Annotated in this window: 21 protein-coding genes and 3 pseudogenes; 11 read left to right on the top strand and 13 right to left on the bottom strand. The window is 43.2% G+C overall.

Going from position 1 to position 22,288, the window contains the following annotated elements; genetic code table 11:
• Window positions 1-51 precede the first annotated feature (51 nt).
• Entirely contained in the window at window positions 52-678 is a 627-nt protein-coding gene (locus tag F890_RS11195; RefSeq protein WP_004646486.1) for a superoxide dismutase, read from the bottom strand.
• 153 nt (window positions 679-831) lie between these two features.
• The gene (locus F890_RS11190) at window positions 832-1,590 is read right to left on the bottom strand and encodes a Nif3-like dinuclear metal center hexameric protein (RefSeq protein WP_004279653.1); all 759 of its coding nucleotides are present in this window, start codon (window positions 1,588-1,590) and stop codon (window positions 832-834) included.
• Window positions 1,591-1,760: 170 nt separating this feature from the next.
• On the opposite strand from F890_RS11190, the gene F890_RS11185 reads away from it, so the two are divergent.
• The 9 genes from F890_RS11185 (at window position 1,761) to F890_RS11145 (ending at window position 9,771) form a co-directional block, all read left to right on the top strand.
• Window positions 1,761-2,942, top strand: coding sequence for a S1C family serine protease (locus F890_RS11185; protein WP_004279655.1), 1,182 nt, complete (start codon window positions 1,761-1,763; stop codon window positions 2,940-2,942).
• 137 nt (window positions 2,943-3,079) lie between these two features.
• Window positions 3,080-3,337, top strand: a complete 258-nt coding sequence (locus tag F890_RS11180) for a hypothetical protein (RefSeq protein WP_004730148.1) — start codon at window positions 3,080-3,082, stop codon at window positions 3,335-3,337.
• 80 nt (window positions 3,338-3,417) lie between these two features.
• Window positions 3,418-4,209, top strand: a complete 792-nt coding sequence (gene rutD / locus F890_RS11175) for a pyrimidine utilization protein D (protein WP_004279657.1) — start codon at window positions 3,418-3,420, stop codon at window positions 4,207-4,209.
• Window positions 4,210-4,545: 336 nt separating this feature from the next.
• On the top strand, window positions 4,546-5,652 hold the full coding sequence (gene rutA, locus F890_RS11170; protein WP_004279658.1) for a pyrimidine utilization protein A: 1,107 nt from the start codon (window positions 4,546-4,548) through the stop codon (window positions 5,650-5,652).
• A complete protein-coding gene (rutB, locus tag F890_RS11165) occupies window positions 5,649-6,377 on the top strand; it encodes a pyrimidine utilization protein B (protein ID WP_005266960.1) in 729 nt (242 codons plus the stop codon). The genes rutA and rutB overlap by 4 nt, the downstream gene beginning before the upstream one ends.
• A gap of 66 nt (window positions 6,378-6,443) precedes the next feature.
• On the top strand, window positions 6,444-6,824 hold the full coding sequence (gene rutC / locus F890_RS11160) for a pyrimidine utilization protein C (RefSeq protein WP_004279660.1): 381 nt from the start codon (window positions 6,444-6,446) through the stop codon (window positions 6,822-6,824).
• Window positions 6,825-6,969: 145 nt separating this feature from the next.
• On the top strand, window positions 6,970-7,485 hold the full coding sequence (gene rutF, locus F890_RS11155) for an NADH-dependent FMN reductase RutF (RefSeq protein ID WP_004279661.1): 516 nt from the start codon (window positions 6,970-6,972) through the stop codon (window positions 7,483-7,485).
• 33 nt (window positions 7,486-7,518) lie between these two features.
• A complete protein-coding gene (rutG, locus tag F890_RS11150) occupies window positions 7,519-8,880 on the top strand; it encodes a pyrimidine utilization transport protein G (protein WP_005104604.1) in 1,362 nt (453 codons plus the stop codon).
• Between the two features lie 51 nt (window positions 8,881-8,931).
• The gene (locus F890_RS11145) at window positions 8,932-9,771 is read left to right on the top strand and encodes an NAD(P)-dependent oxidoreductase (RefSeq protein ID WP_005104603.1); all 840 of its coding nucleotides are present in this window, start codon (window positions 8,932-8,934) and stop codon (window positions 9,769-9,771) included.
• Between the two features lie 133 nt (window positions 9,772-9,904).
• Here F890_RS11145 and F890_RS11140 read toward each other — a convergent pair whose 3' ends face one another.
• The 3 genes from F890_RS11140 to lipA form a co-directional block, all read right to left on the bottom strand.
• Window positions 9,905-10,297 carry a carboxymuconolactone decarboxylase family protein gene (locus F890_RS11140; RefSeq protein ID WP_004279664.1) on the bottom strand — a complete coding sequence of 131 codons (393 nt, stop codon included), beginning with the start codon at window positions 10,295-10,297 and terminating at the stop codon, window positions 9,905-9,907.
• A 166-nt stretch (window positions 10,298-10,463) separates the two neighbouring features.
• On the bottom strand, window positions 10,464-12,968 hold the full coding sequence (locus tag F890_RS11135; RefSeq protein ID WP_005266957.1) for an acyl-CoA dehydrogenase: 2,505 nt from the start codon (window positions 12,966-12,968) through the stop codon (window positions 10,464-10,466).
• Window positions 12,969-13,322: 354 nt separating this feature from the next.
• Complete coding sequence (gene lipA / locus F890_RS11130) at window positions 13,323-14,336, bottom strand: lipoyl synthase (protein ID WP_004279666.1); 1,014 nt, start codon at window positions 14,334-14,336, stop codon at window positions 13,323-13,325.
• A 213-nt stretch (window positions 14,337-14,549) separates the two neighbouring features.
• Between lipA and sthA the strand changes: the two genes are divergently transcribed.
• Window positions 14,550-15,965, top strand: a complete 1,416-nt coding sequence (gene sthA, locus F890_RS11125) for a Si-specific NAD(P)(+) transhydrogenase (protein ID WP_004646501.1) — start codon at window positions 14,550-14,552, stop codon at window positions 15,963-15,965.
• Window positions 15,966-16,061: 96 nt separating this feature from the next.
• Here sthA and F890_RS11120 read toward each other — a convergent pair whose 3' ends face one another.
• The 8 genes and pseudogenes from F890_RS11120 to F890_RS18590 form a co-directional block, all read right to left on the bottom strand.
• Window positions 16,062-16,391, bottom strand: a complete 330-nt coding sequence (locus F890_RS11120) for a four-helix bundle copper-binding protein (protein ID WP_004279668.1) — start codon at window positions 16,389-16,391, stop codon at window positions 16,062-16,064.
• Window positions 16,392-16,670: 279 nt separating this feature from the next.
• Window positions 16,671-17,030, bottom strand: a pseudogene (locus tag F890_RS11115) (TauD/TfdA dioxygenase family protein); the annotation flags it as partial.
• A 71-nt stretch (window positions 17,031-17,101) separates the two neighbouring features.
• Window positions 17,102-17,875: an IS21-like element ISAba8 family helper ATPase IstB gene (istB, locus tag F890_RS11110; RefSeq protein WP_001053379.1), complete on the bottom strand. Its 774-nt coding sequence runs from the start codon at window positions 17,873-17,875 to the stop codon at window positions 17,102-17,104.
• The gene (gene istA / locus F890_RS11105) at window positions 17,875-18,894 is read right to left on the bottom strand and encodes an IS21-like element ISAba8 family transposase (protein ID WP_004733225.1); all 1,020 of its coding nucleotides are present in this window, start codon (window positions 18,892-18,894) and stop codon (window positions 17,875-17,877) included. The genes istB and istA overlap by 1 nt, the downstream gene beginning before the upstream one ends.
• A gap of 100 nt (window positions 18,895-18,994) precedes the next feature.
• A pseudogene (locus F890_RS11100) lies at window positions 18,995-19,594 on the bottom strand (TauD/TfdA dioxygenase family protein); the annotation flags it as partial.
• Between the two features lie 178 nt (window positions 19,595-19,772).
• On the bottom strand, window positions 19,773-19,907 hold the full coding sequence (locus tag F890_RS19250; protein WP_005104601.1) for a hypothetical protein: 135 nt from the start codon (window positions 19,905-19,907) through the stop codon (window positions 19,773-19,775).
• The gene (locus tag F890_RS11090) at window positions 19,900-21,114 is read right to left on the bottom strand and encodes an MFS transporter (RefSeq protein ID WP_005104600.1); all 1,215 of its coding nucleotides are present in this window, start codon (window positions 21,112-21,114) and stop codon (window positions 19,900-19,902) included. The genes F890_RS19250 and F890_RS11090 overlap by 8 nt, the downstream gene beginning before the upstream one ends.
• 119 nt (window positions 21,115-21,233) lie before the next feature.
• Window positions 21,234-21,329, bottom strand: a pseudogene (locus F890_RS18590) (IS5/IS1182 family transposase); the annotation flags it as partial.
• 95 nt (window positions 21,330-21,424) lie between these two features.
• Here F890_RS18590 and F890_RS11085 point away from each other — a divergent pair.
• Window positions 21,425-22,288, top strand: a complete 864-nt coding sequence (locus F890_RS11085) for an IS982 family transposase (RefSeq protein ID WP_004729973.1) — start codon at window positions 21,425-21,427, stop codon at window positions 22,286-22,288.

The following is a 22,288-nucleotide window of genomic DNA, read 5'->3' as shown; positions in this document are numbered from 1 at the left end:
AATAAAAAAATCACCCGAAGTGGGTGATTTTTTTAGCAAAGAAATAAAAAATTATTTCTCAACACCTGCAGGCTGACCTGCATATTTCGCATTTGCATAATCCCAGTTTACTAGGCTTTCTAGGAAAGTAGAGATGTACTTAGGACGAGCATTACGGAAATCGATGTAGTAAGCGTGTTCCCAAACGTCAATCGTCAACACTGCAATTTTACCGTGCGCCATTGGCGTATCAGCATTTGAAGTTTTCATGATAGAAAGCTGACCGTTTACTTCGTCAGCCACTAACCAAGCCCAACCTGAACCAAACTGAGTAGTTGCAGCAGCAGCAAATTCTTCAGCAAATTTTTCATAAGAACCGAAAGCTTCGTCAATTTTTGCAGCCAAAGTACCAGTTGCTTTACCGCCACCGTTTTTAGCCATACAGTTCCAGTAGAACGTGTGGTTCCAAACTTGAGCCGCGTTATTGAAAACACCTGCTTTAGAAGCATCACCAGCAGTTGCTGTAATAATTTCTTCTAGAGTTTTGCCTTCAAGCTCAGTACCAGCGATCAGGTTATTCAGGTTAACCACATACGTATTGTGGTGTTTGTCGTGATGGTATTCTAAAGTTTCCTTGCTGATGTGTGGAGCAAGATCTTCGTAGCCGTAAGGTAATGCTGGTAAAGTAATGGTTGTCATGTTCTCAATTCCTTGCATTTTGCTGGGTTTTAACAATAAGTGGCTTTATTGTAATAGATAATCGGGCAGAAATGGGCATCGTGTATAAATAACAATACAGAATAAAGCCTGAAAATATATGAATAAAGCCACTGATCATAACCGTCAGTCGAATTAAATCGGATTGTTTAATTCGAAATAATCATACTCAATATTAAACTGTTCTGAAATAGCCTTGCCAAGGCGTTGCACACCGTATTTTTCAGTCGCATGATGGCCACAAGCATAATAATGCACATTCAGTTCCTGAGCTTCATAAAAGGTGCGTTCGCTCACTTCACCTGAAATATAGGCATCACAATCTTGTAGTGCCGCTTTTTGAATATAATCCTGCGCACCACCGGTACAGAAACCGACTTTATGGATTTGAGTTTTTTCAGCAGGAAGATGAATCGCATCAAAGCCCAGCTTTTCTGAAACATAATTTTTAAAATCTTCCGGACTCATTGGCTGTTTTAAATAGCCAATATTGCCAATTGGACGTTTCTCACTCGGATCAAGCTGTTCGATATTTTCGAGTTCTAATAAATCCGCAATGGCGGCATTATTTCCCAGTGTTGGATGACTGTCTAAAGGCAGATGATAGCCAACCAGTGAGATATCATGTTGAATCAGGGTTTTAATGCGTTTACCACGCATTCCCGTAATCGGATAGGCTTCTCCTTTCCAGAAATAGCCATGATGAACCAGCAATAAATCTGCGCCTTGCTCAATTGCAGCTTCAATTGCACTCTGGGAGGCGGTCACGGCACAGAGGATTTTATTCACTTCGGATTTGCCTTCAATCTGCAAGCCATTCGGTGCATAGTCCTTAAATTCACGTGCTGCCAAAGTCTGGTCACACCATTGAATAATATCGTTCAAATTCGCCATAAAATTCCTGTAAGTTTAAAAACTTGCCCATATTTATCTATAGGTCTAATTGTAACTAAAGCTGCACAAATCTCTGTGGAATTTTTTGTGTTTAGTTATGTATTTAGCATTACAATAGGACACAAATTACTTAGTCATCAACGAATTAAAATATTTTAGAGGATAGCAACGTGCGCCGCACCTTTACATGGTTACCCTGGGTGTTACTGATTTTAGTCATTATCGGTTTTTTGGGGTGGCAACAACTACAAAAACCAAAGGCACCAGTTGCGCCAGATGGCGTCAAAATGCCTGCTGAAAAAGTAGAGCCGTTGATTGATACGTCGCGCTCAGGAGGCGTGGTCTCCTACAGTGCTGCTGTAAAAGTGGCAGCCCCGGCTGTCGTGAATATTTTTACTACCCAAAAAGTCAAGCAACAGGCGCATCCTTTACTGACCGATCCGGTATTTCGTGAATTCTTTGGCGATCAGTTGCCTGACCAGTATGGACAAAGCCCGAATGAAAACAGTTTAGGTTCGGGTGTAATTGTACGTCCAGACGGTTATATCCTGACCAATAACCACGTGATTGCGCAGGCCGATCAGATTGTAGTGGCTTTGCAGGATGGACGTCGTGCCGAAGCTAAAGTGGTCGGAACTGACCCGGATACCGATCTGGCCGTGATCAAGATTGAACTGACGCAATTGCCAGTTTTGCCATTTAAACTCAGTGGCAATGAAGTCGGTGATGTGGTTCTGGCCATTGGTAATCCTTTTGGTGTTGGGCAAACCGTGACGCAGGGGATTATCTCGGCAACGGGCCGTTCAGATTTGGGTATCAATACCTATGAAGACTTTGTACAGACCGATGCTGCAATTAACCCGGGTAACTCGGGCGGTGCACTTATTGATGTCGCCGGTAATTTAATTGGTGTGAATACTGCAATTTTCTCGCAGTCTGGTGGTTCGCTGGGGATTGGTTTTGCCATTCCGGCCAAAATTTGTCAGCAGGTGATGAATGCCATTTTGAAAGATGGCCGTGTGGTTCGTGGCTGGTTAGGGATCAGCTTATTACCTGCAGAGCGTGATGATGTCCTGCAACCCAAAGAAAAAGGTGTGACGGTCGCAGAAGTGCTACCGAATGGACCTGCTGCCAAGGCTGGAATCCAGCGTGGCGATAAGATTATGAAAGTAAATGAGGAAGAGATTAGTTCTGCCTCACATCTGATTAATTTTGTGGCCTTGCAAAAGCCAAACAGTACCATTCAGATTGAAATTGAGCGGGCAGGAAAAACCATGATCCTAGAGGTTGTGGTGACTGAACGTAAGGCACAAGACAGTGCTTCACAATATATTCCTCTGCCAGGCCAATAAGTTTGATTAAAAAAAATCCCTCATGATGAGGGATTTTTTTTATACTTTCTTTCAGCATGTTCTGATACAAAAGTGAAATATTAAGCGTTTTATAAATCATTTAGCTTAGTGAAATAACATTAAAAGAGAAAATAAAAATGAATTTTATGACGGCAGATCAGGCCAAAATTTTATCTAATGTTGCTAACCTGAATATTGAAATGTATAAGCCACGTCTGGCGCAACTGATTGAAGATAATGCCCGGCAAGGCAATACAGCGGTACTGACAGTTTTTCCCAAACATCTGCCTTTGGAAGATATCCGTGCCTTGTCTGCCGAGTTAACAGATCTGGGTTATAACGTACGTTTTGAAGTACAAGAATTTTATTACAGCTTTAATGTCTACTGGCTGTAATTTTAACAGTTGTTCAAAAAAGGTCCTGTTTAGGCATATATTTTGCTGCGTTCATCTCATATTTAAACTATGAGAAATTTATGTCTTTATTTATTCATCATGCAGCACAGGCAGATGCACCTTATGTGGTGCTTTCGTCCGGACTGGGCGGACATGCCAGTTTCTGGAATCCTCAAATTAGAGTTTTACAGCAGCATTTTCATGTGGTTACTTATGACCAGGAAGGCTGTCATTCAGATTCTGAACTCTTGCCCACGCCTTATTCGATCGACCATATGGCCGGCCAGATTCTGGATTTATTGATCAATGATGGCATTCGAGAGTTTCATTTTATCGGGCATGCGTTGGGCGGACATATCGGCATGCAACTGGCGACCTATCAGGCTGAAAGAAAGTTTAAGCTGCTCAGTTTGACCATGTTAAATGCTTGGGGAGAGCTGGATGCTCATACTCAGAAGTGTTTCGAAGCCCGGACTTCGTTATTGCTCAATAGCAAGGCAGAGGCATATGTGAGAGCACAGGCTTTATTTCTTTATCCGCCGCAGTGGATTTCAACCCATATTGATCAGTTAACCGAAGCAGAAAATAAGCAGCTCCTTGACTTTCCACCGATCAAAAATGTTCTGGCACGCCTACAAGCCGTGCAGACTTTTAAACTAAACACAGAACATCAACAGGCACTCAAAGATATTCCTATACATCTGCTTGCCAATCAGAATGATTTCCTGGTGCCTTATCAACGGTCACAGCAATTACAGCAATGCTTGCCGCATAGTCAGCTAAGTTTGCTTGCTACAGGTGCACATGCATCTACTGTGACCGAGACAGATCAGGTGAATCAACTGATCCTTTCATTCCTGATTTCCCCTTAGTTTGAAGATTTTTTTAAAGCCAGACCTCGTGTCTGGTTTTTTATTTTTTCTAATCAATCATTTTTGTAGCATCAGCATGGTTTTTACTTCGAATTGATGCATGAACTGCAAATGCAAAAATTGCTACGAGTGCACTTGAATGAAACAATATGTTCAAAATTGACTCATAGGTAAAAATGGTTATTTTACTAAAAATTCAAAAAATAAAATATTAAGTAATTGATAATTATAAATTAAATATAGTTGGCACACGCTTTGCAATGTTTATCTTGTAAATAAAATTCCCGAAGTGGAATCAGAATTTTGAATAAGTGTTAAAAATAATGAGGTGTGAAAATGAAAATAGGTGTCTTCTGTCCAATTGGAAATAACGGCTGGTTAATCTCTGAAAATGCACCACAGTACATGCCGACTTTTGAGTTAAACAAACAAATCGTACAACGTGCTGAACACTATGGTTTCGATTTCGCACTCTCCATGATCAAGCTGCGTGGCTTTGGTGGCAAGACCGAATTCTGGGAACATAACCTGGAAACTTTCACCCTGATGGCGGGTCTCGCAGCCGTGACCAGCAAAATTCAAATTTATGCAACGGCAGCCACTTTGGTCATGCCACCGGCAATTGTGGCACGTATGGCGTCTACCATTGATTCTATTTCTAATGGCCGTTTTGGTCTAAATGTGGTGACTGGCTGGCAACCACCTGAATATACCCAAATGGGTATGTGGCCAGGTAATGACTATTTTGGTAAACGCTATGAATATCTGTCTGAATATGTACAAATTCTGCGTGAACTTTGGGCGACTGGTAAGTCAGACTTTAAGGGCGAACATTTCCAGATGGAAGATTGCCGTGTCAGCCCACGTCCACAAGCGGATATGAAAATTATCTGCGCAGGTCAGTCTGATGCAGGTTTAGAGTTTTCTGCACAATATGCCGATTATAACTTCGTGTTTGGTAAAGGCTTGAATACTCCAACAGCTTATGCAGAAATTAATGACCGCCTAAAAGAAAAAACAGATGTAACTGGCCGTGATGTACAGACTTATGTGCTGTTTATGGTGATTGCTGCAGAAACTGATGAAGAAGCTCAAGCCAAATGGCAGCACTATAACGATGGTGCCGACATGGAAGCGATTAACTGGCTGATGAATCAAGGCGGTAAAGATACGACTTCTGGTACAGATACCAATATCCGTCAAATGGCTTCGAGTGTATCTCCAGTGAATATCAATATGGGTACGCTGGTGGGTTCCTATGGAAATGTGGCACGAATGTTGGATGAAATTGGCGAGATCAAGGGTACCGAAGGTGTGCTACTGACTTTTGATGATTTTATTCAAGGCGTTGAAAATTTCGGTCAGAAAATCCAGCCACTGATGAAATGTCGTGATCATATTGTCATTGAAGATGCAGCACCGGTTATGGAGAAAAGCGCATGAGTGAATCAGTCGTAACAGCCGGTTTTACTGAAAAACTCGGCACAGGAAAAACCCTTAAAGCTGAACCCGAAGCGATTTGTCTTGCACCAGAACAAACAGCTTTGATCGTCATTGATATGCAGAATGCTTATACCTCGCAAGGCGGCTATCTGGATCTGGCGGGCTTTGATGTCTCAAAGACCAAGCCAGTAGTGGAAAATATTAAAAAGGCTGTTGATGCTGCACATGCAGCTGGTATTCAGGTGATTTATTTCAAAAATGGCTGGGATGCGGAATATAAGGAAGCGGGTGGTAAGGACTCTCCAAATTTCCATAAATCCAATGCCTTAAAGACCATGCGTGAACATCCTGAATTACAGGGACAGTTATTGGCCAAAGGTAGTTGGGATTTTGAACTGATTGATGAGTTAAAGCCATTGCCACAAGACTTGGTGATCGAAAAGCCACGTTATAGCGGTTTCTTTAATACCGCGTTGGACAGCATGTTGCGTGTGCGAGGAATCCGTAATCTGGTCTTTGTCGGAATTGCCACCAACGTTTGTGTGGAATCGACGCTACGTGATGGCTTCTTCCTGGAGTATTTCGGTGTCGCACTTGCTGATGCCTGCTATCAGGCAGGTCCAGCCGAAGCTCATGAAGCCAGTCTGTATAACATCAAGACCTTCTTTGGTTGGGTGTCAGATACTGCAAATTTTGTCGAGACCTTTCAAAAAGAAAGTGAGTAACTAAAAGAAACTAAATCAGCTGTAAGCGCATAAAGAATTAAAGATCAGAATTAAGGAAAAAATAGTATGCCTAAAGAAATCATTATTCCAGCAGGAACATCGAAACCATTAGCACCTTATGTACCGGCAACCAAGGCAGACAATATTGTGTATGTATCCGGTACATTAGCTTTTGATGAAAATAATAATGTGGTGCATGTCGGTGATGCCGCAGCACAGACCCGTCATATTCTGGAAACTATCAAGCGTGTGATTGAAGAAGCCGGTGGCAGCATGGATGACGTAACGTTTAACCATGTCTTTGTCAAAGACTGGGCAGATTATGCTGCGATTAATACAGTTTATGCTGAGTATTTCCCGGGAGATAAACCGGCACGTTATTGCGTACAGACAGGTTTGGCCAAACCTGATGCGCTGGTCGAAATTGCTTCGATTGCCCATGTATAAGCCGATCCACCTGATTCAATCTCATTACTAGATGCCCCAGGTCTGAAACTGAATATTGACTTGGGGGAGGGAGAACAGCATGAATGCCAAACTATCTAAAATCATCACAGAAACAGTTGTAGAAAATAACGCATTAAATAAGGTTTTGGCGACTAACGCATCAGATGACATCTTTACCCAGGTCGATCAGCAGATTTTCCGTCAGGGCATGTCTAATCTAGGTGCTGCAGTGAATGTCATTACCACGCAAGGCGATGCAGGAATGGCTGGATTTACCGCTTCGGCCGTATGTAGCGTGACGGATACACCACCAACGTTACTGGTGTGCCTGAACCGTTCTGCGTCAGTCTATGAAACCTTTAAAAAGAATCAGGTGTTGTGTGTGAATACCCTGGCATCACATCAACAAAATCTTTCCAATCTGTTTGGTGGAAAAACACCAATGGCAGAGCGTTTCAGTCAGGGGAACTGGAAAACTTTGGTGACCCAGTCGCCTGTACTTGAAGATGCCTTAGTCAGTTTTGACTGCGAGGTGGTCCAATGTTTATCCGTAGGCAGTCATGACGTGCTGTTCTGTGAGGTGAAAGCCATGTGCCAGAGTCAAGGCAATGCGCTGATGTACTTTAACCGTTCTTACTGTGAGCCACACAAAATGTGCTAAATCAATTCAGTCCTAATCAAGGAGGGGAAGCCGATGCAAGAAAAAGAAACGTGGTTTCCAAAATTTAAGCCTTACCAAGGCAATCTCGATACCACACCCGTGCAAACAGATGAATATCTGCCTGCTGGGAAAAGTATTATTCTCGGGTTACAGCATGTGTTTGCGATGTTTGGGGCAACCGTGCTGGCGCCACTTTTAATGGGGTTTGATCCCAATCTCACGATTTTTATTACCGGGATTGGCACCATTTTATTTTTCCTGATCACTGGCGGTCGATTGCCAAGTTATCTGGGGTCTAGTTTTGCCTTTATTGGCGCCGTGGTGGCGGTCACAGGCTACTCCGGAGCAGGGGCGAATCCCAATATCGGGCTGGCGCTTGGCGGTACCATTGCTTGCGGTATTGTCTATGCCTTGATTGGTCTGCTGGTCATGAAAACCGGTACCAACTGGATTGAAAAACTGATGCCGCCAGTAGTGACAGGCGTGATTGTGATGATCATTGGTTTGAACCTGGCGCCAGTCGCAATTAAGAGTGTTTCAGCGAACCAGTTTGATTCCTGGATGGCATTAATCACCATTATCTGTATCAGTGTGATTGCTGTGTTTACCCGAGGAATGGTACGCCGTCTGTTGCTGTTATTGGGCTTATTGTCTTCCTATCTGATTTACTTCCTTTTCACAAACGTCATGGGCTTCGGATCTGCGATTGATTTTACCAAAGTCAGTGAAGCAGCATGGTTTGGTTTGCCGAATTTCCAGAGTCCGGTCTTTGAAATGAATGCCATGCTGATGATTGCACCAGTGGCCATTATTCTGGTTGCAGAAAATCTTGGGCACTTTAAAGCGGTATCCGCAATGACTGGTAAAAATCTGTCGCCGTATATAGGACGCGGTTTCTTTGCAGATGGGGTTTGTACTTCATTATCCGCTTCTGTCGGCGGTACCGGGATGACCACTTATGCTGAAAATATCGGTGTGATGGCAGTGACCAAAGTGTACGCCACCACCGTATTTATTTTTGCCGGGATCTTCGCTATTTTGCTGGGACTTTCACCTAAATTTGGTGCGGTGATCAGTACCATTCCAGTAGCTTTATTGGGTGGCGCATCGATTGTGGTCTTCGGGTTGATTACTGTGGCGGGTGCCAAAATCTGGGTGGATAACCATGTTGATTTTACCAAGAACAGTACCCTGATTATTGGTGCGGTGTGTCTGATTATGGGGACAGGTAATTATAGCTTGCAGATTGGTGGTTTCGATTTGGGTGGTATCGGTACTGCGACTTTGGCTGCGATTTTGTTGAACCTGTTCCTAAATCGTGGTGAAGATAAAGAATTGCCAGCATCTGAACCAGCTGAAACCGTAACTGAGGTTGAGGCTAAGCCAGTCGCTTAATATGAGGAGCATTTTTTGAGTCATTCAATTGCATTTTTAGGACTCGGGGCAATGGGCTGGCATATGGCCTCCCATTTGCCAAAACTCGGGCATCAGGTTTGGGTCTGGAATCGAACTGAACAGAAAGCTGTAACGCATGCTGAAATTTTTGCAACTCAAGCAGTGAGTATTAAGCAGGCGGTTCAGGCAGATTTTATCTTTTCCTGTTTGCCGACCAGTCAGGATGTGGAAGCATTGATTGCAGCCCATCCACCCAAACAAGGTGCAATCTGGATTGACTGTACCAGCGGTGTACCGGAATCTGCCCAAAAACTGGCGAAGCTCTTGGAGCAACAAGGCAGTTTTTATCTGGATGCTCCAGTATCCGGTCAGACTGTTGGGGCAGAAAAAGGCACTTTAACTGTGATGGTGGGTGGCAATGAACAAGCCTTTGAACGAGCCAAACCGATCATTGATGCCTTTGCTGGCCTGATTGAATATGTGGGAGAAAGCGGTTCTGGCTTTGCGGTAAAAGCTGTGAATAATACCTTAATGGCGACTCACTTATGGGCATTGGCTGAAGGGCTGACTGTGCTGAAAGGGCAGGGTGTTGATTTAAGCAGTGCACTAAACTGTATTAATCATTCCAGTGGTAAAAGCAGCATGTCGGAAAATATCATGGCACAGCGTGTACTAAGCCGTGAATTTAATAAGACCTTTGCACTGGATCTATTACAGAAAGATATTGGCATTGCCTTGGAGTTGGTACAGCAACAGCAACTGGATTTATCAGTAATGTCTTTGGTTCAGCAAGAGTTTCAGCAGATTGCCAAACCACAGGCCAGTCAGCTGGATTTCTCCGCTGCGGTGCAAGGACTGGAACAGCGGACTCAAATTAAATTAAGAGGATAATCTTTTCAAACAATATTAAAGACAGTGTTAAAGACGTTATAGCTATAGATATATCAGTTTAAAATTTAAAAAGCCGGGAATTTTAATTCCCGGCTTTATTATTGATAAGCCAGTTAAATAGCCTAGGCAGTTCTTAATTCTGTTGATTTGTCTGATATTCCTGAATCACTTCAAGCGCTGCACGGAAGGCTTCCTGAGTAGCTGGGGCACCGCAGTAAGGCAGGCTATGCAGTAGTACTTCCTGAATTTCTTCAACTGTTGCACCATTATTCAAAGCGCCACGAACATGGCCTTTCAATTCAGTTGGGCTTTTTTGCGCGGTAAGAAAAGCAATAGTAATTAAAGAACGATATTTACGTGGTAAAACCCCTTCACGTTGCCAGGTCGAACCCCAGGCATGTTCATTAATCCAGTCCTGCAAAGGCTGAGTAAAAGGAACCGTATTGTCCTGAGCGCGCTTTACAAAGCTTGAACCCATCACTTCAGTACGGACTTTCAAGCCATTTTCATAATCTTGTTGTGACATCATTGACCCTCAATTTTATTATGAGTCTAGCTTAACGTTTTATCTCTTAAATACCATCGTGCAATAGTCGTAAAAAAGTGGCTTAATAGCCACTTGAGATATCCAAAGTGAAATCAGGAAATAACTTCACTTTGTAATCAAGGTCTGATTTAGATAAAAGTTCTATCTAAGGACTGGTTGAATGTGAAGGTGCACTTTGAACTGAAGTATCAGTACCTGTTGCATCTGCTTTCGAAATATGAGGATTTTCCAGCTCCAATACTTCCTGTAAATGCAAATCGAAGACATCAGTCAACATGCTGTCATAGCGACGCGCATTATAGTGCAGTAACTTATTGGCTTCTTCTTCATTAATAAAGCCTTGTTCATGCGCATCAGCCACATGATCAGCAAAACTGAGTCCCTTGAATTGACCTTTGTTTTCAGCTTTTTTAAAGCGATCCCAAAGCTGCTCAATTTCCAATAACATGGTGAAGGTTGATTCCATACGACCATTTACATCATCTTCCGCTGTGCTATAGAAAACATGCTTTTTCAGTACTTTCCGGAAAGCATTGTCTTCCATCATACTGTTGGCTACCTGCTGTTTTAGCTGGTCTGACGGTTTTTTCAATGGGCGGCCAAGTGGGAAACATAACAGTTTGACCATACCTGCTGCTGCACCTGATGGAAAGTTGGCAAACAGATCGAAAAAAGCTTCTTGCGCTGTATACAGAGACTTTTCTACCGCAAGCTGTGCATGTAAACGCTCATCTTCAGTCTTTTTGCTATGCTCAAAATATTTCAGAATTGAGGAAGCAATAAACAGATGTGCATGAATATCGGCCAGACGACCCGAAAGCATTTCCTTACGTTTGATATCCCCTGCGAGTAAACCTAGGCACATATCCGCAGTTAAAGCAAAGTTGGCACTCAGCCGATTAATGATCTTATAATAAGGCTGGGTGAAATCAACCGCACTTTGCGGCGCAGCACTTGAGCCACCTGTAAAGGCATAGGCAAAGGAGCGAGCAGTCCGGTTAAAGGTGTAACCCAAATGCTTAAACAGCAAGTTATCAAAAGGATTTAGAGCCGCTGCCGAGTCTTCTGCCTGTAAGAGCTGTAATTCTTCATATAGATAAGGATGGCAGCGCATTGAACCCTGTCCAAAAATCATCAAGGAACGACTGAGAATATTGGCGCCTTCGACGGTAATGGAGACTGGAATTGCCTGATAGTAAGGTGCCAGAAAGTTACGCGGCCCCATCTGAATGGCACGACCACCGACCACATCCATGCCGTGATTGACCACTTTACGCATGCCTTCAGTTGCATAGTATTTGGCAATCGCCGTCATTACGGCAGGCTTGCCACCCTGATTCAGACCACAGGTGACCAGATAACGGAAGGCTTCCAGCATATAGGTGTCACTGGCGATTTCACTATTGGCTTCCTGAACACCCTCAAACTTGCCAACTGAAATCTTGAATTGCTGACGAATACGAGAGAAAGCACCCACATTTAAATAAGTCATTTCTGAAGTAGAAGTAGACAGCGCTGGTAGGGAAATGCCACGACCGACTGCCAAACATTCCATCAGCATGCGCCATCCTTTACCGGCATTTTTTACGCCACCAATAATCCAGTCCAGTGGAATAAAGACATCTTTACCTTCCACTGTTCCATTCATGAATGGCGGTCCCGGGTTATGCCGTGGTCCCACTATTACGCCTTCATGACTGGCAGGAAGCAGGGCACAGGTAATGCCATATTCAGTCTGTTCACCCAAAAGATGATCCGGATCATACATTTTAAAGGCCAGACCCACCACTGTCGCAATTGGTGCCAAAGTAATCCAGCGTTTGGAAAAATTCATTCTCAGACCGAGTACTTCCTGACCTTCAAACTGGCCATAGCAGACTACACCGGTATCAGGAATCGCACCAGCATCGGAACCGGCCTCCGGACTGGTCAAACCGAAACAGGGAATTTCTTCGCCTCGCGCCAGACCCGGCAGATAACGGTCTTTCTGTTCTTCGGTACCATAATGCAGTAACAGCTCGCCTGGTCCGAGTGAGTTCGGTACCATACAACTCACGGCTGTGGTCAGAGATCGCGAAGCAATCTTGCTCATCACCCGACTTTGGGCAAAGGAGCTAAAGGCACGACCGCCGTATTCTTTGTGAATAATCAGGCCTAAGAAACCATGTTCCTTAATATATTGCCAGACATGATCAGGCAGCGCTTTCTGCTCATGGATTTCCCATTCATCCAGCATGCTGCACAAGGTCTCAACCTCATTGTCCAGAAAAGCTTGTTCTTCTAGCGATAATTTGGGATAGGGATAACTGTTAAAGGTTTCCCAGTTCGGTGCACCCATAAACAGTTCTTTTTCCCACCAGCTGGTTCCGGAGTCCAGTGCTTCACGTTCTGTCGGGCTGATACTCGGCATGGCATTGGCCAGTGCTTTATAGGCCGGTTTAGAAATGAACGACATACGTAAAGGGTCGATCATCACCACAAGGCTAATCAGGATCAGCGGAATGCCGAGAATAAGTGACCATGGGCTAATAAAGGCACAGACTACTGACATGACAATTAGTGCAATTGCACCCGCGCTACGGGAGAGCTGAAAATAGAAAACCGCCCATAAACTAAGTAATAGCAGTAGTACAGCAAATATAAATAGCATTGTTATAGTTCTCCAGATTTATACAACGCTGCCTGTGCCGAGATCTCATAGAATTTTTGTCACAGTTCATTCATTTTTTTTGTCGCTTGAGGATCGGACAGGTTCAGCATTGCACGTGTGAGAATGATCGTTTTCAAGTCTTGCAACGATATTTTTAAATCTTTCATCTATTTTTGAGATTGTTTGAAAAATGCTCAGTCTTCAAGTGAGAACGCGCAAAGAAATGTGAAGATAAGTAATGACTTAATCTTATCTAAAATAAAAAATGGCGTTTAACGCTGAGTAGAATTTCAATTATGGATATTAAAAAGCCCTCTACAAGAGAGGGCTTTTATTTCATTTGTTTAAACAGGACTAAGCTTCAATGGCCTGGACTGCAATTTTTTTTGCAGGATCCACTTTACGACGCACTGCTGGTACAGGTTCGCCGTAGTATTGGCGGTCGGCAAAGTAGCTTGAACGAACCATTGGTGCTGCCCAGATATTGCGGAAGCCGAGTTTTTGACCATGTTCGGTATAACGCTCGAATTCTTCAGGTGTCACAAAGCGGTCAATCGCTGCATGTTCTTTTGAAGGCTGCAAATACTGACCAATCGTCACATAATCTACGCCATGCGCATATAAATCATCAAGCAGGGCAAGCACTTCTTCTTCAGTTTCACCAATACCGACCATCAGACCACATTTGGTTGGTACGTCCGGGCAGTATTCTTTAAACATTTTCAGCAGGTTTAAAGAGTGTTGATAGTCAGAACCTGGACGCATGGCTTTATATAAACGCGGTACAGTTTCGATATTGTGGTTAAACACATCTGGTGGGCATTCAGTCATGATGCGCAGCGCGATATCCATACGACCACGGAAATCTGGCACCAGAATTTCCAGCAGGGTATTCGGGCTTAGAGCACGCGCTTCTTTAATACAATCTACAAAATGCTGTGCACCGCCATCCAGTAAATCATCACGGTCTACCGAAGTGATCACTGCATATTTCAAACCCAGATTGGCAATAGTTTCTGCCATATGACGCGGTTCATCTGCATCGAGTGCATTTGGACGGCCATGAGCCACATCACAGAACGGACAACGACGGGTACAGATATCGCCCATAATCATGAAAGTCGCAGTACCGCCACCAAAACATTCAGGCAGGTTTGGACAGGCGGCTTCTTCGCACACCGTATGTAATTTTTGCTGACGTAGTGTGGTTTTAATACGTTGAACTTCTTCAGGTGCCGCCATTTTCACCCGGATCCAGTCCGGCTTGCGTGGCGTTTCAACCGTAGGAACAACTTTTACAGGAATGCGGGCAACTTTTTCCGCACCGCGAAGTTTGACGCCCTGTTCAGGTTTACGGTTTTCAGACATATTCAACTTTTCCACTGTTTTTGAAGGGGGAGATACTCAAAGATAGCGCAGTTATTATAACGGACTTCGTTCTAAATAGGGCAAAAAGGGGTATTCATTTAAAAAATGTTCTTATCAAGCAATATATGTGAGTTAAATACACCAAATCAACAGGATTTACGTCATAATAAGAGTGTAGATTAAAGTGAATTTTTTAATTTTGAGGAGCGTTGAATGCCACGTAAAAAAGAGGTCGTTAGTGGGACTTTCGTTAAATATGATGCGGTAGTTCTAGGTTCGGGCCCTGCGGGCGAAGGCGCGGCAATGAAACTTGCCAAATCTGGTAAGCGTGTTGCAATCGTTGAGATGCGTGAACAGCTGGGTGGTAACTGTACCCATGTCGGTACGATTCCAAGTAAAGCATTGCGTCAAACAGTATCCAGTATTATCCGTTATCAACGTGATCCACTGTTTCAAAAAGTCGGGGACTGGAAGCAGTTCACCATGAAGCAAGTGTTGCGTCATGCACATAAAGTTATTCAACAACAAGTAGATACACATTCACGTTTCTACGACCGCAATAAAATTGATATTTATCATGGTCGTGCCTATATTCAGGATCAAAATACCATTTTTGTATTTAACCCAGATGGCATTAAAGAAACGCTGATGTTCAAGCAACTGGTCATTGCCAGCGGCTCGCGTCCATATCGTCCAGACATTCTTGATTTTAATCATCCACGTGTATTTGATTCAGACAAAATTCTGGATCTGGACTATTCCATCCAGAAAATCATTATTTATGGTGCAGGTGTAATCGGTTGTGAATATGCCTCGATCTTTATTGGTCTAGGACATAAAGTCGACTTGATCAACACCCAACACAAACTTTTAAGCTATCTGGATGATGAAATTTCTGATGCACTGTCTTATCACTTGCGTGAACAGGGTGTATTGATTCGTCATAATGAACAGATCGACTTTTTAGAAACATTTGACGACCATGTGGTGATGCACACGCAAAGCGGCAAGAAAATTAAAGCCGACGCGATTTTGTGGTGTAATGGCCGTTCAGGCAATACCGATGGTCTAGGCCTTGAAAATGTCGGCCTGAAACCGAACAGCCGTGGTCAATTGACTGTGAATGATCAATATCAGACTGAAGTAGAAAATATCTACGCTGCCGGTGATGTAATCGGTTGGCCTTCGCTAGCCTCTGCTGCCTATGACCAAGGTCGTTGCGCAGGTGCCAATATGAGCGGCGAGAAAGACGTTGCGCCGGTGACTGATATTCCAACCGGGATTTATACCATTCCTGAAATTTCTTCGATTGGTAAGACTGAACAGCAGCTGACTGAAGAAAAAATTCCGTATGAAGTCGGTCAGGCATCATTCCGTCATTTGGCACGTGCACAGATTACCGGTGATACTATGGGTGAATTAAAGATTCTGTTCCATCGCGAAACATTGGAAGTTTTGGGTGTACATTGCTTCGGTAATAATGCCTCTGAAATTATCCATATTGGTCAGGCAGTCATGAACAGCCCGAACAATACCATCAAGTACTTCGTAGAAACCACGTTTAACTATCCGACTATGGCGGAAGCGTATCGTGTAGCCACACTGAATGGTATGAACCGTTTATTCTAAGTGAGATATTTGACTTAGACAGAAAAACCGCAAGTCTTCACTTGCGGTTTTTTTATTGGAAGTGATTAAGTCAGTCAAGTTGATCAAATCGAATTTTTAAGCCGCCATTTTTCGGCATTCTTCAGCACAGCGGCGGCATGCTTCGGCACATTGCTGACAATGTTCATCTTCATGATGACCACATTCTTCTACACAGTAGTCACAGGCTTTCGCACAAAGTTCACATATTTCATGCATGAATGGAGATTGCTTTTGTTCCATACGGGCGCAAAGCTGACAGATATCTGCACAGTCCAGACAGCGCTGGATACACTCCCGCATCATCTCCAGATCTTCTTCTTTAAGACAGGCACTGGCACAGTTGGCACATGCCAGGGAACAGTTCATACAGGTTTGCACACAATCTGAAAATTGAAGCTGATTCATTATCGTTTCCTCTTTCCATAGGTTTATTGCTGATTTTCTAATACGCTAAGCAGAAAAAGGAAAATACACTAGGCAGATTAGGTGAGGAAAAGTAAACAGGCGCTTTGTTTTGTTAAGGAATTTACTATCTATACTTATATTCAGAGTTAGATAGTTTTATTATTCGAGAAAATAAAAAACCATTGGGCCGGTCAAAGTCTCAATGGTAGAGGATTTACATGTGAGTCATTATTATCGAAGGTTGTAATGACCTTTCTTGTTATTCTGATTTTCTCATTTCTAAAACGGACGGCTACCCGCCAGACTGATGCGTTTTAATAAACGGCGCTGATCAGCCGGGAATGGACGGCGTGAGTGCAAAGTCACCTGATTATCCCAGAACACGATATCGCCAATTTCCCAGTGATGTTCATAAGCGAACTCAGGTTTTGAAATATGCTCACGTAATTTTGCGATCAGTTGACTGCCAGCCTGATCATCATAATTGACCAGTTCGACTTCGGTATGCGTATTCAGCCAAAGTGCTTTACGACCGGATTCAGGATGAGTGCGCACCAGTGGATGTGGATAGGCATGACTTAATATGGGCTGATCTTTAAAGCGATACAGCGGGCTATTGCCATAACCTTGATCATCTGTCAACGGCATTTTAAAATTGACCCCTTTTACCTTAAAAATGGCGAAGTAAAATTGACCCCTTTGATCTCGTATTAAGTTTCAACCTGCGGCTGAATCCCAATTCTTTTTTTATCCTTCAAACGATAACTCTCACCCGATATCTGTACCACATGACAGTGATGTAATAGCCGATCTAACATCGCAGCGGTCAACGTAACATCATCCGCAAATGACTTAGACCATTGGCTAAAGGGTAAGTTACTCGTCAATATCGTACTGCCTTTTTCATAACGCTTGGCAATCACGTTAAAGAACAGATTCGCTTCTTCACGTCCAAACGGTAAATAACCAATTTCATCGATAATCAGTAACTTTGGTCCCAGTACCGCACGTTGCATATAGGTTTTCAGTTTACCTTGCTGGTAGGCTGTACTTAGTTGCAGCATGAGATCGGCGGCGGTAATGAACTTGATCTTAATGTTGTTCATGATGGCCTTATAGCCTAATGCCATAGATAAGTGCGTTTTTCCTACTCCGCTAGCCCCGAGAAACACCACATTTTCTGCTCTAGCAATAAAGCTCAGATTGAACAGTTCAATCACCTGTGATTTAGGGGCCCCTAGGGCATAATTAAAATCATAGTCTTCCAGGGTTTTGACTTGAGGCAGGCCTGAGAGTTTCATCAGTACCTGCTGGCTGCGCTGTTGCCTGGCAGCATATTCATGCGTCAAGATCGCTTCAACAAAGTCGGCATAACTTCCATCCTGACCTAATGTTTGTTGTGCATGATGTGACCATTGTGATGCGATGGCAGGCAGATTGAGCTTTTGGCAAAGCTGCTCTATACGGTCGTATTGCAGATTCATCAGGAAACTCCCAGCAACTGGTCATATACCGATAAGGGATGCTGCAAACTCTCGTAGGGCATGACATGCTCTGCTGCTGCAACAGGTACAGTGCTGGAACCTGTATCTGATTGCGGTAATGGCGTAAATTTTTGCTGCTCCTGTTGCAGTCGAACAGCCGGTTTTTCTTGCGTGGTGGCATGAATCCGCTGATTGGCTGTTTCATGCAGCCACCGGCCAATATGGGCATTGGCGACATCAACATCTAACAGTAAACCCGAAGTCTTCAGGCTTGCTTTTAATGGCACAATAAAGCTTGATTTGAGGTATCCATTAAAGCGTTCAACTTTGCCTTTGGTCTGTGCACGGTAGGGCTTACATACGCGAGGACGAAAGCTGTATTTCTTGGCGCAGTCGAGCAGTTTGGGGTTCCATTTATGCTGCCCCTCCTGATAGGCATCCCGTTCAATCATGATCGTTTTAGCGTTATCAAACAGGATTTCTTGAGGTACTCCTGCAAAGAACTGAAATGCATTTTCCAGACCATCGATCCATGCATCCGTACGTTCATGATCATAAAATTTCACGAAAGTCGCTCTGGAATACCCTAATGTTGCGACAAAGGCTTTTAAAGTCGTGTTGTTGCGTCGAATTGTGGTGAAATCCACCTGCATTTGTTGGCCAGGTTGGGTTTCAAAACGAATGATCGGTTCCGGTTGAGCAACTGGTTTTAATGTTGCAAGATATTCCCTCAAGATCCTGATCTTTCCTGGATATCCCAACCTTAAAATTTCCTGGTAGAGCACAACAGCAGGAATCCATTCAGGATGAGCTGCGTTTACACGTTGGAGTAAATAGGGTTTATATGGGTCAAGGATACTTATTCTAGGCTGTATACGCTGATACTGAGGTGTGGTGTTTTGCCGTAAATATTTACGCACAGTATTTCTGGACACCCCCAGTTCACGAGTAATGGCTTTAATAGATTTACCTTGTTGATGAAGTATTTGGATTGTCACTGCTTGCTCCAAAGTTAACATATTGAGCAGTCCAAAATGACCGCTATATTAACCAAGGGGGTCAGTTTTTAAATGCCATTAGGGGGTCATTTTTACACTGCCGCTAACAATCAGCCTGATCTCTGGTTTTTTGACGGCGCACGAAAGGGTTATAAGTAATCAGTTGCAGCTGATCAATCTGTGCTTTGGTTTCTTTATTGAGTGCATCATAGGCTTTAATGGTATTGATCCAGCTGGTCTGTCCACCGTTCTGAGGCAGTTCAATCGCATACAATAAGGAAGCAAAAGAGGGTAAAGGTGTCCATTGATGATCGGTATGTGGAGTCAGTTCACCATGCCCGGTATAGTCTCCCTGACCGACGGCATTGGAAACCGGCACGACATCGGGTGGAACACCGCTATCGGACTGCGCAGCCAATACCGGGGTATCTGCACCTGGGCGGAAAATGGAACCGAAATAAGTTGAAAATGCCAAGTATTGTAAATCATCCAGACTTTGCTGCTTAAAGATCAAAATCAGATGCTCGGCCAGAGCCTGTTTTAACTGTAAAATGGTTTCAGATGACTGGGCTTTACGGGCATCCAGACCAAAGACCACTGCGCCTAAGGCCTGATCTGTTTGCGGTACAATCTTGATTTCAGCCGGATGTTGAAATTGATCTTGCTGATGCCAGCGTGGAGCATCATGAATGGCTTGTGAAAGTTGGGTTAAGCTGGTCATTATAAAGTCTCAGAATTTTCTTGTTGATGAGAATCTAAGAAAATTCCGGACTGAAATAAAATCAAAAGAAATGATAAGTTTATGAATAATCTGATATTTTTAATATTTAGTTGATTTTGAAACATTTAACTTATTGTGCGATGGATTGCGCATTTTCTGCTGAGGATATTTCAGCAGTTTAGTGTGCGCAAAAAGCCTGATTAAAATATTCAAATAACTGAGGTGTTTGAAACCACAGTCCAATCGACAAAGCCAGTAAAAGCAGGATTGCCACAGCAATCAAGAGTTTGAGTTTCAATAGAGAATCAGTCATGGACGATTTGCTCCTCATTGACCCAGAAATGCACCAGTACGCCAAAAATGCTGAGGACAATGGATAGCATCCACACCGCATTATAATTGCCACTCAAATCATGGTTAACTCCACCGAGCCAGCCACCAAAAAATGAGCCAACCTGATGGGTAAAGAACACGATGCCACTGAGCATGGTCAGATATTTCACCCCGAACATATTCGCCACAATGCCATTGGTCAGCGGAACGGTCGATAACCAGAGTAACCCCATAATGACACCAAAGCTATAGACTGTCCATGTGCTGAGAGGCAGCATGAGAAAGGCAATAATCGCAATTCCACGCAATGCATATAATCCCATCAGTAGATGCGGTTTGAAGTATTTGCCACCCAGCCAGCCGGCCGTATAGGTGCCTACCACATTAAACAGACCCACTAAGGCTAAGAAGATCGTACCGGTTGTGGCATTAAACCCATGATCAATCAGATAGCCAGGCAGGTGAATGCCAATAAAAACTACCTGAAAACCACAAACAAAAAAGCCCATAGCCAGAAACCAGAAGGGTTTATGATTTTTCACCACCACCAGAATCTGTTTAAAATTGAGTGAGACTTTATTGGGGGTAGCGGCCGCGTTGGGATGAACATACATCGGTGCTTTCAGCATCCAGGCCAATGGCACAATCAATGCAATTAAAATGGCACTGACCACCAGCGCCGCTGACCAGCCGACATTCTGTAATAGCAACAGGGTTGAAGGCAGCATGATAAACTGACCAAAAGATCCGGCCGCACTAGCAATTCCCATCGCCAAACTGCGCTTTTCTGGTGGGGCAGCACGTCCAACTGCAGACAATAACACCGGAAATGACGTAGCTGACAGGGCGAGACCCAGAATCAGGCCGACACTCAGATTAAGCAATAATCCGGTCGAGCTAACTGCCATCAAGAGTAGACCAATTGCATATAAGGCTCCGCCTACAGCTACCACAATCTTGCTGCCATATTTATCGGCAAATGCCCCGGTAATCGGCTGAACTGCACCCCAGATCAGGTTTTGCATGGCAATAGCCAGGCTAAAAACATTATGACCCCAACCGAATTCTTCGCTCATCGGTACCAGATACAGGCCAAAGGCATGACGTACACCCAGTGACAGTGCCAAAATGATGGCGGAGCCAATCAGCATAAAAATAAGAGCTTTGGAAAATTGACTGTCAGCCATACGTCATTCATGCCTATAAATTTGATATGTATAGTATTCGATTCAAGCAATAGAGGCGATTAAATAAATATTGATCAAAAGATAAATTTTTTTTATTAATAGATCTCTTGCGAAAGTCGTTATTGCAAGTTCATCCGGTTTACCAGTGCAGCGATTAAGTTAATGCGTAAACCGAATCTTTTCCGTCTATTTCGATAGCGTTCACTTAGTATTCTAACCTGAGTTCGACATAAAAAATAAATAAAAAAAAGCCTTAGCATCTGTAATATCTTGGTTACGAAGACAAAACATTTCAGAGCAAGGCTTTTTCATGGACTATATTACCGAATTATTTTGTATCTTGGATGATTTCTGCAAAAAGTTTAATGAATCTTTAGAGAAAGCTCTAATTTCTGATCAAAAAACAACAATGAAAAAGTCAGCTTTAAGCTTGTCTGAAGTCATGACCATTGTCATTTTATTTCATAAATCCGGGTTTAGATTTTTCAAATATTTTTATTGTCATATGATCATCCCATTTTGGAAATCAGCTTTTCCCAAGCTTCTTAGTTACAATCGTTTTATTGAAATTATGCCGCGTTGTTTGCAAGCTTTGAGTAGTTTCTTCCATCAAGTTAAAGGAGAAGATACCGGAATTTGTATTATTGATTCGACTAAATTGGTCGTTTGCCATAATCTTAGAATTAAAAGACATCGTGTATTTAAAGGCTTAGCTGGTCGTGGTAAAAGTAGCACAGGTTGGTTTTATGGATTTAAAGTCCATATTGTTATCAACAACTTGGGTGAAATTATTAATCTCAAGATTACATCGGGAAGTGTTCATGATGTTGCTGTACTTGAATCTTTAACCCAAGAGTTAAAAGGTATTTTACTGGGCGATAAAGGCTATCTGAGTAAAGCAAAAACTGAAGCTTTAGCAGCAAGGGGGCTCAGACTATTAACCCCGTCACGCAAGAATATGAAAAATAAACCCATCCAAACTGAAGAAGAAAAACAATTGCTTTGCAGAAGAGGATTGATCGAAACAGTGAATGATCAGTTAAAAAACTTACATCAAATTGACCATTCACGTCATCGTTCGGTGAATAACTTTATGGTGAATATTATGGCTGCTATAGTGGCTTATTGCTTAAATCCAAATAAGCCAACTTTCCAAAACTTGCTAAAAAGCTAA

It is taken from the genome of Acinetobacter sp. CIP 64.7 (genome assembly GCF_000369745.1).
GTDB lineage: Bacteria > Pseudomonadota > Gammaproteobacteria > Pseudomonadales > Moraxellaceae > Acinetobacter > Acinetobacter fasciculus.
This window is presented reverse-complemented; position numbering and strand designations above follow the sequence as displayed.